The organism is Klebsiella sp. NPDC088457 (assembly GCF_044900465.1).
Taxonomy (GTDB): domain Bacteria; phylum Pseudomonadota; class Gammaproteobacteria; order Enterobacterales; family Enterobacteriaceae; genus Klebsiella.
The window spans coordinates 20632-33560 of the sequence record NZ_JBJDNH010000025.1 but is presented as its reverse complement, the minus strand read 5'-3'; the positions used below and the strand labels follow the sequence as shown (position 1 = coordinate 33560).

Genomic DNA, 12929 nt, shown 5'->3' with positions numbered 1-12929 from the left:
CATTTCCTCGCATTTTTCATCCGCTTTCTGATTTGCAAGGTTCCCGGGTGGGCTGCAAAATTGTCTCTATCAGCAACAAGGGAGGATACCCCGTGAATAAATCAATGTTGGCGGGTATAGGGATTGGCGTGGCTGCCGCGCTGGGTGTTGCAGCTGTCGCTGGTCTGAATGTGTTAGATCGGGGCCCGCAATATGCCCAGGTGGTCTCCAGCACGCCGATAAAAGAAAGCGTGAAGACCCCGCGTCAGGAATGCCGTAACGTCACGGTAACCCATCGTCGTCCGGTGCAGGATGAAAACCGTATTGCCGGTTCCGTACTCGGCGCCGTAGCCGGTGGGGTTATCGGTCACCAGTTCGGCGGCGGTCGCGGCCGCAGCGTGGCCACCGTTGTTGGCGCGCTGGGCGGCGGTTACGCCGGTAACCAGATCCAGGGATCGATGCAGGAAGGCGATACCTACACCACCACGCAGCAGCGCTGCAAAACGGTGTACGATAAGTCGGATAAAATGCTGGGTTATGACGTCACCTATAAAATCGGCGATCAGCAGGGAAAAATCCGCATGGAGCACGATCCCGGGACGCAAATTCCGCTGGATAGCAACGGCCAGCTCATTCTGAATAACAAAGCGTAAAAAAGACGTGGAATGCGATTAGCCCCTCAGGCTGAGGGGCTTTTTTTATCAGAAGCTCACGGCATAGTTCAGACCAAAGGTGCGCCCGCGTCCTTTGTATTCATACAAAGACGGACTGCCGTAGGTCGGGCTGTACAGCAGCGGCGCGCGCTGGCCCCAGATGGTGACGTAGTCTTCATTCAGCAGGTTTTCGATGCTAAAGGTCAGCTTACCTACCGGCAACGCATAGCTGCCGATAAAGTCCACGGTGTTGTAACCGTCGAGCTTATTGCCGCCCGCATCGCTAATATCGAAGACCTGCTGAGTCTGCACGCGCAGCGACCACGGCTCCGGCGCCCAGCCGACCCAGGCGGTGGCTTTCGATGGCGAGGCGAGGGTGACGTCCCATTTCTGCCAGCTTCCGTCACTCTTCACCTGTGATTTCAGCACGTTGAAGTTAGCCCCGGTACTCCAGTCGCTATCCGCGAAGAAGTAATCGACCGCGCCTTCGACGCCGTAAATCCGCCGCTTGTCAGACTGGACGTCAATGGTCATATCGCTGCGGTTGACGACGATGGTCTTATCCGAGGTGGAGTAATAGGCCGCCAGCTGCGTACGCAGGTTATCACCGGTGTAACGCCAGCCCAGTTCGTAGGAGTTAACTTTGATCCCCTGCAGCGGCGAATCGCCGACATTGACGCTCGACAGCAGAGGGTAGTTGCCGTTGACCGCCGCGCCGTATTGACCAATCCCGTAGTATTTCCCCGGATCCGGCAGCTCGACGCCCTGCGAGAAGTTAAACCAGGTCTGCTGACGATCGGTGAGATGGGCGACAATCCCGGCGTTAAACAGGAAGTTGTCATAGTCCGTTTTGCCGCCCGGGATGGCATCGGCAGAGTTCACTTTTCCGTTAGCGACATCCTGCTGCTGCGCGTAGCCGACAAAATCATCCACCCGGTTCTCCGTCCACTGATAGCGCACGCCGCCGCTGAGGGTGAAGATATCGTTGAGGTCATAGCTGGTTTGCAGGAACGGCGCGAGGTTGGTGATGCTGTAGCCCGGATAGCGGCCGGTAGTGTAGATCGAATCGTTGTGCAGGCCGCCGGATGCCATCGATGTGTTGAGGTCGAAGAACATCTGGTTAGCGTTAAAGGTTTCGTGATCGGCGTCGAGCCCCCAGGTCAGGTCCCACCCGTTCAGCGGTTGGCTATTGAGGGTGATTTTCGCGCCATACTGGTCGGTATCCTGCTGTGACGCTGAGAAGCTGCTGACGGCGCCTTTACTTAGCGTCGGGAAAGGATAGAAGGTCAGCGATTCGTCGCGATAATAGACCTGGCTGACCAGATTCTGACCATAGAAGTCGGCATCGGAATATTGCAGGCTAATCAGGTGGCGTTCGGTGCTGGGCACCCGGTCGGAATTCAGACCGTCGGTGGTGTAGGCTTTACCGTCGCCGGTGACTGCCGACATGTTCTTGCCGAGGTACAGGCCGTAATCGTCACCCTGGCTTTTATAATACTGAGTGACCAGCTGCAACTGGCGGTTTTCGTCAATATCGATGGTGCCGGTGCCCATGACGTCCAGACGGTCGGAGTGCTGCAGGCCGGTTTGGGTATTATCAAGGACCAGCGCATCGTTATTGCCATCGTACCAGCCGCCGAAGCGCTGATAAGCCACCGATAAACGCCCGGAAGCGTGGTCGGTACCGCCGCTCACCGCCGCCGCCACGCGCTCATCATGATCGTTGCTGTTGGCAAATCCGCTTTTAGCGCCGAGCTCCAGATCGACATGGCGCTCCTGCTGGCCTTTTTTGGTCACGATATTAATCAGACCGCCGGTACTGCCGCCGCCATACAGCGAGGTGGCGCCGGAAATGACTTCGATATGCTCAATATTGAACGGGTCGATGGCGTCGAGCTGGCGGCTATCGGTACGGGAGGAGTTGAGGCGCACGCCGTCGATCAGTACCACGATGGCCCGTCCACGCATGTTCATTCCGTAGTTAGTGCGCCCCTGGCTGCTGACATCGATGCCTGGAATCAACTGCGCCAGCACATCTTTAAATTCTTTCCCGCCCTGAACCTGTTGTTCAATTTCCTGGCCTTCGATAACCCAGGTCGTTTGCGCCATCTCGGCGACGGTACGGTGGGTACGGTTGGCGCTAACGATGAGGTTTTCTTCATCCGCCTGTGCGCCAAAGACGGGCAGGGCGGTAGCGAGCAGCAGTGGGTTAAGCACCCAGAGACGCTTGTTCATGCACATTCCTTTTATGAGTTAACTGCATTGTTGTTTTAAGTCATATTGTTTTAATGCTCGATGCGGGAAGGCATCGATTGTTACAGCCTGAAATAAGCTGAAAAACTTAAATGCGAATTCTGCACGCAGTGATTATTGTTATCAATATCATTTACAACAAAATTCGTAGCTAACGATGTGAAAACATTAGAGAAAGTGGGGTTAACGGCGTAGGAAAGGGACAAACCCGATGGCGGTTACCACCGGGTGGCAAAGCAGATTAGTGCTGGAGGATTTGGGGCCACAGCCGCAGCGTGGTCTCGGCGATTTGCATCAGCTTAGCGAAATCAGCGCCTTCGCGCGCGCTGATAGACATACCCTGCAGGACGCAGCTTAAGAACTGCGCCAGCTGCCGCACATCGCCGTTTGCCGGCAGCTCGCCGCGCAGCTGCCGCTGCTGCAGGAACCGGGTCAGCGTCTGTTCCTGCATCGCGTGTCTGGACTTAATCGTATTGGCGATATCGGTAGAAGAGGCAGCCAGCGCCGCCGAGGTGTTGATCATAAAGCACCCCGCCGGCGTATCTTTGCTGGTGAAACAGGTGGCGATGGCGGTGAAATAGTCCCGCAAGGCCTGGTCGACCGATTTTTCCTCGGCAAACAGCAGCGCTTCGTGTTTAGCGGCAAAACGCGAAATATAGCGATCCAGGACCGCGCGAAATAGCCCTTCCTTATTGACGAACTCAGCGTACAGCGTCGGAGCTTTTGCCCCGGTCGCCTCCACCAGATCGGCAAGAGAAGTTGCCTCGTAGCCGTGTTGCCAGAAAAGTGCCATGGCCTTATCCAGCGCCGCTTCCTTGTCGAACACTTTAGGTCGGCCACGGCTTTTTTTTGTGCAACTTTGAACGTCAGTTGTCATGATGCCGCTGTACCTATCTTTGTTGGTTTGTTGAAAGGGCATTATAAAAATAAACGCTGCTGGCTACCAGCACAGAACCCGCAAAAATAAATAATTCATATATATATGAATTTTAAGTTGTTTATGAATAAATGAACGGTCGTTATAAAAATCTGTTGACGTGTGATGCAGGTCACATTATTATTTACCTATCGATCGTTAAGTTAATTCTTGCGACCCTACTAAAAAAATCATCTGCATAGGTATAATAATCATGAAAAACATCAAAACGCTGACGCTAGCCGCCGTGCTGAGCTCTCTCTCTTTCGCCAGTTTTGCTGCCGTTGAAGTGCAATCCACTCCGGCTGGCCAACATAAAATTGGTACCGTTTCCGCCTCTGCCGGGACTAACCTGGGCTCGCTGGAAGACCAGCTGGCGCAGAAAGCGGAAGAAATGGGCGCCACCTCTTTCCGTATTACTTCCGTAACCGGTCCTAACACCCTGCACGGGACCGCGGTTATCTACAAATAAGTGTCGTTGTCCCCCTGTCATGCCACTGACAAAACGCGCCCTGACCCCTTTATCAGCGCGCGGTAAGTAAGCAGTACGTTATCCCCTGTTATGCCACAGACGCGAAGCGGAGCTCACCCCTTTATGGGCTCCGCGACGCGTCGCCATATCGTTTAACCTGTTCGTTTTATACCCATAAAAAAACGCCTTAACGGGTCATGCTGGCCACTTAAAATGGCCGGCATATTTTTATGGTTTGTTGTGGGCTTGCGTGATGCCGGTAAACGGTGGTTTGGGCGAAGCATAGTATTTGTGGTTCGTGATGTGGAATATTCCATTCACCATGAGTCCCGCATATTTCTGTTTCCGGCGGTGCAGGTGAACGGCCCGGGGCCGGTTTCACCCGACCCTGGGGCTCACCCCTTCGGGGGCGACGTCAACGTCGTTCAAAAACTTTTGTCCATCCGACCGGCATTAGCCTCAAGCGCGGTTTTTTATTTCCACCATGACGCGCTTACAGCGCATATTCGCTGCCGCGATGGTGGCGGGTAACGTCAACCGGCATCCCTGAGCGCAGCTCGATGGCGCGGTTCATCACTTCCTGATTCGTCCCCGATGCCTGCTTAAAGGCTTCCATCGCGCTGTTCAGGATAATCGGCAAGGTCTGCGGATCGTCGTCCAGGCGTTTGGACAACGGCTGATGGATCTCGACCAGCCGCGTCCCGTCCGGCTCAACGGACACCTTCACCGGCGTGTTGATGATATTGACCTTAGTCCCTGAGGTAACTTTATTAAACAGGGTCTTGATGTCGTCGTCGCGCAGGCGGATGCAGCCGGAGCTCACGCGCATGCCGATGCCGAAGTCGGCATTGGTGCCGTGCAGCAAGTAGACCCCGCCGTAAGCCGCGAGACGAATGGCGTGATGGCCCATCGGGTTATCCGGCCCGGCAGGCACCACGGCGGGTAACTCAATCCCCATTGCTTTATAACGTGCCCGAATATTGGCGGTTGGCGTCCACGTCGGGTTAGCCCGCTTGTCGGAGACGGTGGTGACCATCGTCGGCGTCAGGGTGTCGCCGCCCAGCTGGCCGATACCGATAGGGTAGACGGTGACCTCGTTTTTGCCCGGTGGGTAATAATAGAGCCGTAGCTCGGCGAGATTAATAACCAGACCTTCGCGCGGCGCATCCGGCAGCAGAGTCTGGAGCGGAATCGTCAGCACGCTCCCGGCACGCGGAACATAGGGGTCGACGCCAGGGTTCGCCTGCAGCAACGCCAGAAAGCCGACGTTGTACTTTTTGGCGATGGCTTCCAGCGAGCCGCCGTTATTCTGCACGACATGAAACTGGTTTTGCCCGACAACCCGGCTACCGGGGGGCGGTAAAGGCCAGGTGTTGGCGCGCGCGGGGAGCGCCAGTAAGGCGGCGACGGCGATCGTCGCCAGCCAGAGTGAAATACGCGATATAGAGATTATCATAATCAGTAAGGGATTATTTTTTATGCGGAAACAGACATCAATTATCGTGGCGAGGATGTGGGGAAATCCTGGTGAATTGCAAAATATTTGTAAAGTTTACCAGATGTGTCGATGCAGGAGGGCTGGCGGAAAGAAAAGGATACGGCAGAAAACGCCGTATCCTTCGCGGAGATTATGCGGCGGCGTTCTCTTCTAACTGACGCATAAACTGACGCACCCACTCCATCCGCGTTTTACGCTCGCCGAGATCCTGCATAAACTTCAGCCGCGTTGGGCCATCCAGACGGAAGTGCTGCGGTTGTTTTTGCAGCAGGCCAATCAGCCACACCGGGTTGACGTTGTTCTTCTCGTTGAACTCAATCACTCCACCTTTTTCATTGCCTTCCAGCTTACGAATCCCGAGTTTCTGCGCCTGCTGACGCAGACGGGCGATATCCAGCAGGTTTCTCGCCGCATCCGGCAGCGGGCCGAAGCGGTCAATCAGCTCGACTTTGATCTCCTCCAGCTCGTGCTCATTCCTCGCGCTGGCAATCCGCTTATAGAACGAGAGGCGGGTATTCACATCGGGGATAAAATCGTCCGGCAGCAGTGACGGCATTCGCAGTTCGACTTCGGTCTGCTGGCTGGAGAGATCCTCCAGCGAAGGCTCGCGCCCGGCTTTCAGGGCATCAACGGCATTCTCCAGCAGCTCCATATACAGCGAGAAGCCGATGGTGGTCATCTGCCCGCTCTGGTCCTCGCCCAACAGCTCCCCGGCACCGCGGATTTCGAGGTCGTGGGTGGCCAGGGCGAATCCGGCGCCGAGATCTTCCAGCGAGGCGATCGCTTCCAGACGCTTTTGCGCATCGGTGGTCATCGCCTTAGGGTGCGGGGTCAGCAGCCAGGCATAGGCCTGATGGTGTGAACGCCCGACGCGCCCGCGCAGCTGGTGCAGCTGGGCAAGACCGAAATGGTCTGCGCGCTCGATGATAATGGTATTGGCGGTCGGGATATCGATCCCGGTCTCAATAATGGTGGTACAAACCAGTACGTTAAAGCGCTGGTGGTGGAAATCGTTCATCACCCGTTCCAGTTCGCGCTCGCGCATCTGCCCATGCCCGATGGCAACCCGCGCTTCGGGTACCAGCTCGGCGAGACGGTCCGCCGCTTTCTGGATGTTTTCCACGTCATTATAGAGATAGTAGACCTGGCCGCCGCGCAGCACTTCACGCAGAATCGCTTCGCGAACCACCAGCGAGTCGTACTCGCGGACGAAGGTTTTCACCGCCAGGCGGCGGGCAGGGGGCGTGGCGATAATAGACAGGTCGCGCATGCCGCTCATGGCCATATTCAGGGTCCGCGGAATCGGCGTGGCGGTCAGCGTCAGGATATCGACATCGGCGCGCATCGCTTTGATCCGCTCTTTGTGACGTACGCCGAAGCGATGCTCCTCATCGACGATCAGCAGGCCGAGATCGCGCAGCTTAACTTCGCTTTGCAGCAGCTTGTGGGTCCCGATAAGAATATCGATTTTACCTTCCGCCGCCTGCTCAAGGATCTGCGCCTGCTCTTTGGCGCTACGAAAACGCGACAGCATTTCAATACGTACCGGCCAGTTGGCGAAGCGGTCGCAGAAGTTGTCGAAGTGCTGCTGAGCGAGCAGGGTGGTCGGCACCAGTACCGCGACCTGTTTATGGTTCTCTACCGCCAGGAAGGCGGCGCGCATCGCCACTTCGGTTTTCCCGAAGCCAACGTCGCCGCAGACCAGACGATCCATCGCCAGCGGCTGGCACATATCGCTGAGCACGGCGTTAATCGCCTGGGCCTGATCCGGGGTGGCCTCGAAGGGGAAACCGTCACAAAATAGCTGATATTGTTCGCGATCGTGCTTAAAGGCGAAGCCCGCTTTTGCCGCCCGCTGGGCGTAAATATCGAGCAGTTCCGCCGCCACGTCGCGGACTTTCTCTGCCGCTTTCTGCCGCGCGCGCGCCCAGGCGTCGCCGCCGAGTTTATGCAACGGCGCGCTCTCTTCCGCTCCGCCGGCATAGCGGCTAATCAGGTGCAGCGAGGAGACCGGGACATACAGTTTGGCGTCGTTGGCGTAGGTCAGCATCAGGTATTCGCCCTTGATGCCGCCAGCTTCGAGGGTGGTCATCCCGGCATAGCGGCCGACGCCGTGTTCCAGGTGCACCACCGGCTGGCCGATATGCAGCTCCGCCAGGTTGCGAATTAAGGTATCGGGGTTAATCGTCCGGCGTGAATCCTGGCGACGGCGCGCCACGCGCTCGCCCAGCAGGTCGCTTTCACAAATCAGCGCCAGATTATGCTGAGTATCGATAAACCCGTGTTCAGCCGCGCCAATCATTAAATAGCGGCCGGCGGCAGTTGCCTCTTCCAGCCGCAGTATATGTTTCGGCGCAATTTTAATCCGCCCCAGCACCTCCCCCAGCGCTTCGCGGCGGCCTTCACTCTCGACCGAGAAGATGACCGGGCCGGTAAAGGCTTCGAGAAAACGGCGCAGGTTGTCCAGCGGCGCTTTATTCTGGGCCTGAATCGAGAGATCCGGCAGCTTCTGATAGCCGAGGTTAGTATTGGCCGCTTTGTCAGCCAGCCGCTCGGTTTTTAACTGCACGCGCGGCCATTTTTTCAGCTCGCCGAACAGCTCATCGATACGCAACCACAGCTGTTCCGGCGGCAGCAGCGGGCGCATTGGGTCCACGCCGCGGCTTTCAAAGCGGGCGCGGGTTTCATTCTGGAAACGTTCAGCGCTGGCTTCCAGATCGCCGGTATTAACGATCAGGGCATTCGCCGGGAAGTAGCTGAACAGCGGCGGCAGCGGTTCATTGAAAAACAGCGGCTGCCAGTATTCGATACCGGTCGGCAGCGTGCCTTTACTGACCTGCTGATAAATATGTTCGGCGTCGCGTTTGACCTCAAAGCGATCGCGCCATTGGCTACGGAACAGCTCGATCGCGGTCTGATCGGTCGGGAACTCATGCGCGGGCAGCAGGTTGATGGCTTCCACCTCTTCCAGCGTGCGCTGGCTGTCGACGTCGAACAGACGCAGACTGTCGATTTCATCATCAAAGAAATCGAGGCGATAAGGCCGATCGCTGCCCATCGGGAACAGATCGAGCAGGGCGCCGCGGGTAGCATATTCACCATGCTCCATTACCTGATCCACGTGACGATAGCCGGCGCTATCCAGCTGCGTGCGCAGGCCGTCGCGCGACAGGCGCTGACCTTTTTTCATCACCAGCGCATGGCCGTGGAGGAAATTATGCGGGCAGACGCGCTGCATCAAGGTGCTGACCGGGACGATCAGGACGCCGCGCTGCATGGTCGGTAATTGATACAGGGTCGCCAGGCGGGAAGAGATAATGTCCTGATGCGGCGAGAAGCTGTCGTACGGCAGCGTTTCCCAGTCCGCGAGGCCGATCACCATGCTGTCGGTAAACTGGCGGATTTCATCATTCAGGCGCAGGGCATTTTGCATGTCAGGGGCGACGAGTATTACCGGTCCGCCGTGACGCTCGGCCATTTCTGCAACTAAAGTGGCGCAAGCCGCGCCGGTTAATTCGCCGAGGTACCGCTGATCGCCGGGTTTGACCGGCAGTGAGTATCGATATTGTTGAGGCATAGCGGTTGTCAGGATCCCTTAGAGCCTATCCCATTAGGCTATTTTATTTGCCATTTGCGCCGGGCGTGTTGAAACGTCCTTCGTACGGCGTGTCGCTGCCGGAATCGAAGCGTTGCCCGCGCCAAACTGGCTGCAACAATGTACGCCTACTAAATAGGCTCCGGGTGATTCGCTCTACGATATAGGGGCAAATCGCTGATATTCAATGTCGATGATTATCCGCGATTGGCCAGAATTCGCCAACCGCAATGACGGCGGGATGTGCCGTCACGGTGAAAGATTCTGATAGATAAGCGCCGGTGAATTAAATATCTAATTGATTTATATTTACTTTTTTACCCCTTCGCGACAAAAACTTACCGTTTCAGTGATTTACGCGTTGTGCTATGCCATATATACTCGTGCATCGGCTATCAGCAACCAGATGGATTACATGTATCAACCTGCCGCACTCTTTATCGGCCTTCGCTACATGCGCGGGCGCGCAGCCGACCGCTTCGGTCGTTTCGTTTCCTGGCTTTCCACCATCGGCATTACGCTTGGCGTGATGGCGCTGGTCACCGTGCTTTCGGTCATGAACGGCTTCGAGCGTGAGCTGCAGAACAACATCCTGGGGCTGATGCCGCAGGCCATTCTTAGCGCCCAGCAGGGCTCGGTTAACCCGCAGCAGCTGCCGGAAATCGCCGTCAAACTGCAGGGGGTCACCCGGGTCGCACCCTTAACCACCGGGGATGTGGTACTGCAAAGCGCCCGTAGCGTGGCGGTCGGCGTGATGCTGGGGATCGACCCGGCGCAAAAAGATCCGCTGACGCCGTTCCTTGTCAATGTCAAACAAAGCGATCTGCAGGCCGGGAAATATAATGTCATTCTTGGCGAGCAGCTGGCCGGCCAGCTAGGGGTCAATCGCGGGGATCGGATCCGCGTGATGGTGCCTTCCGCCAGCCAGTTCACGCCGATGGGCCGCGTGCCCAGCCAACGTCTGTTTAACGTCATCGGCACCTTTGCCGCCAATAGCGAAGTGGACGGCTATCAGATGCTGAGCAATATCGATGACGCTTCGCGCCTGATGCGCTATCCGCTGGGCAACATTACCGGCTGGCGTCTGTGGCTCAATCAGCCGCTGCAGGTCGATACCCTCAGCCAGCAGGCCCTGCCGCAGGGCACGAAGTGGCAGGACTGGCGCGAACGCAAAGGCGAACTGTTCCAGGCCGTGCGCATGGAAAAAAATATGATGGGTCTGCTGCTGAGTCTGATCATCGCCGTTGCCGCGTTTAACATCATCACTTCCCTGGGGATGATGGTGATGGAAAAACAGGGCGAGGTGGCGATTCTGCAAACCCTGGGGCTGACGCCGCGGCAGATTATGCTGGTGTTTATGGTGCAGGGGGCCAGCGCCGGGATAGTCGGCGCGCTGCTTGGCACCGGGCTCGGCGTGCTGCTCGCCAGCCAGTTAAATAATTTAATGCCGATTATCGGCGCGTTCCTTGACGGCGCCGCGCTGCCGGTCGCGATCGAACCGCTACAGGTGACGATTATCGCGCTGGTGGCGATGGTGCTGGCATTGTTGTCAACGTTGTATCCTTCCTGGCGCGCTGCCGCCACTCAACCCGCTGAGGCTTTACGTTATGAATAAGATCCTGCTGCAATGCGACAATCTGTGCAAACGCTATCAGGAAGGCAACGTGCAAACGGACGTGTTGCACAATGTCAGCTTCAGCATTGAAGAAGGGGAGATGATGGCGATTGTCGGGACGTCAGGTTCCGGTAAAAGTACGCTGCTGCATCTGCTCGGTGGCCTGGACACGCCGACTTCCGGCGAGGTGATCTTCTCCGGGCAGTCGATGAGCAAGCTTTCGGCCGCCGCCCGCGCCGACCTGCGCAACCGTGAGCTGGGGTTCATCTACCAGTTCCACCACCTGCTGCCCGATTTTAGCGCCCTCGAAAACGTGGCGATGCCGCTGCTGATTGGCAAACAGAAAGCCTCGGACATTGAGCGTCAGGCGAAAGCGATGCTGCATGCGGTGGGACTTGAACACCGCAGCAACCATCGCCCGTCAGAACTTTCCGGCGGTGAGCGGCAGCGCGTGGCGATTGCCCGCGCGCTGGTGAACAAGCCGCGTCTGGTGCTGGCGGATGAGCCGACCGGTAACCTTGATGCCCGCAATGCCGACAGTATTTTCCAGCTGCTGGGGGAACTGAACGTTGCCCAGCGTACCGCCTTCCTGGTGGTCACCCACGATCTGCAGCTGGCACAACGGCTGAACCGCCAGCTGGAGATGCGTGATGGTCACCTGAACGCGGAACTGACCCTGATGGGGGCCAGGTAATGACTTCTCCGTTATCGTTATTGATTGCCCTGCGCTTTAGCCGCGGGCGGCGACGCGGCGGCATGGTGTCGCTGATTTCGGTGATCTCGACAATCGGCATTGCGCTCGGGGTGGCGGTGTTAATCGTCGGCCTCAGCGCGATGAACGGTTTCGAACGCGAGCTGAATAACCGCATCCTGGCGGTGGTTCCACATGGCGAAATCGAGCCGGTCAAGCAGCCGTGGAACAACTGGAATGAGGCGCTGGCGAAGGTTGAAAAGGTGAAAGGCATTGTTGCCGCCGCGCCTTATATTAACTTTACCGGTCTGGTGGAAAGCGGCAGCAATATGCGGGCGATTCAGGTGAAAGGGGTCGATCCGCAGCAGGAGAGCCGCCTGAGCTCGCTCCCTGACTTTGTGCAGAATAATGCCTGGGCCGGCTTTAAAGCAGGCGAGCAGCAGGTCATTCTGGGGAAAGGGGTGGCGGACGCCCTGCACGTGAAGCAGGGCGACTGGGTTTCCATCATGATCCCCAATTCCGATGCCGAACATCAGCTCCTGCAGCCGAAGCGCGTCAGGCTGCATGTGAGCGGGATTTTGCAGCTGAGCGGCCAGCTCGATCACAGTTTTGCCATGATCCCGATGGTTGATGCCCAACAGTATCTCGATATGGGTAGCAGCGTGACCGGGATTGCGATTAAAGTCACCGATGTATTCCACGCCAACACGCTGGTGCGCGATGCGGGCGAGGTGACCAACAGCTACGTTTATATTAAGAGCTGGATCGGCACTTACGGGTATATGTATCGTGATATTCAGATGATCCGCGCCATCATGTACCTCGCGATGGTGCTGGTGATCGGCGTGGCCTGCTTTAACATCGTCTCCACGCTGGTGATGGCGGTGAAAGATAAGAGCGGCGATATCGCGGTGCTGCGGACCCTGGGGGCGAAAGATGGCCTGATCCGCGCGATTTTCGTCTGGTATGGCTTACTTGCCGGTTCGGTCGGTAGCCTGATCGGGGTGGTGATTGGCGTGGTGTGCGCGCTGAACCTGACCGCTATCATTAACGGCCTCGAATATCTGATTGGGCACAAATTCCTGTCCGGCGACATCTATTTTATTGACTTCCTGCCGTCTGAACTGCACTGGCTGGATGTTATTTATGTGCTGGTGACGGCACTGTTGCTGAGTTTGCTGGCCAGCTGGTATCCCGCCCGCCGCGCCAGCCGCATTGACCCGGCGAGGGTGCTGAGTGGCCAGTAATTTATCGTCA

At 57.1% G+C, this 12929-nt stretch carries 9 protein-coding genes; 5 read left to right on the top strand and 4 right to left on the bottom strand.

Annotated elements, in window-relative coordinates; all coding sequences use genetic code 11:
• Window positions 1–92 precede the first annotated feature (92 nt).
• Entirely contained in the window at window positions 93–632 is a 540-nt protein-coding gene (locus ACI2JR_RS16815) for a glycine zipper 2TM domain-containing protein (protein ID WP_132726809.1), read from the top strand.
• Between the two features lie 48 nt (window positions 633–680).
• Here ACI2JR_RS16815 and ACI2JR_RS16810 read toward each other — a convergent pair whose 3' ends face one another.
• Entirely contained in the window at window positions 681–2867 is a 2187-nt protein-coding gene (locus ACI2JR_RS16810; RefSeq protein WP_462479022.1) for a TonB-dependent siderophore receptor, read from the bottom strand.
• 259 nt (window positions 2868–3126) lie between these two features.
• On the bottom strand, window positions 3127–3762 hold the full coding sequence (locus tag ACI2JR_RS16805) for a TetR/AcrR family transcriptional regulator (protein WP_132726804.1): 636 nt from the start codon (window positions 3760–3762) through the stop codon (window positions 3127–3129).
• Between the two features lie 253 nt (window positions 3763–4015).
• Here ACI2JR_RS16805 and bhsA point away from each other — a divergent pair, with 253 nt between their 5' ends.
• Window positions 4016–4273 (top strand): multiple stress resistance protein BhsA, encoded by a 258-nt coding sequence (bhsA, locus tag ACI2JR_RS16800; protein ID WP_004860548.1) that lies wholly within the window; start codon window positions 4016–4018, stop codon window positions 4271–4273.
• Between the two features lie 493 nt (window positions 4274–4766).
• Here bhsA and ACI2JR_RS16795 read toward each other — a convergent pair whose 3' ends face one another.
• Window positions 4767–5729 (bottom strand): L,D-transpeptidase family protein, encoded by a 963-nt coding sequence (locus ACI2JR_RS16795; protein WP_462479021.1) that lies wholly within the window; start codon window positions 5727–5729, stop codon window positions 4767–4769.
• 172 nt (window positions 5730–5901) lie between these two features.
• Complete coding sequence (mfd, locus tag ACI2JR_RS16790) at window positions 5902–9348, bottom strand: transcription-repair coupling factor (protein WP_462479020.1); 3447 nt, start codon at window positions 9346–9348, stop codon at window positions 5902–5904.
• Between the two features lie 433 nt (window positions 9349–9781).
• Here mfd and lolC point away from each other — a divergent pair, with 433 nt between their 5' ends.
• From lolC to lolE, 3 genes are read left to right on the top strand one after another with little or no spacing between them, the layout of a single operon-like run.
• Window positions 9782–10981 carry a lipoprotein-releasing ABC transporter permease subunit LolC gene (lolC, locus tag ACI2JR_RS16785; protein ID WP_462479019.1) on the top strand — a complete coding sequence of 400 codons (1200 nt, stop codon included), beginning with the start codon at window positions 9782–9784 and terminating at the stop codon, window positions 10979–10981.
• Complete coding sequence (gene lolD / locus ACI2JR_RS16780; RefSeq protein WP_132726796.1) at window positions 10974–11675, top strand: lipoprotein-releasing ABC transporter ATP-binding protein LolD; 702 nt, start codon at window positions 10974–10976, stop codon at window positions 11673–11675. Before lolC ends, lolD begins: the two co-directional genes overlap by 8 nt.
• A complete protein-coding gene (gene lolE / locus ACI2JR_RS16775) occupies window positions 11675–12919 on the top strand; it encodes a lipoprotein-releasing ABC transporter permease subunit LolE (protein ID WP_132726793.1) in 1245 nt (414 codons plus the stop codon). Before lolD ends, lolE begins: the two co-directional genes overlap by 1 nt.
• Window positions 12920–12929 lie beyond the last annotated feature (10 nt).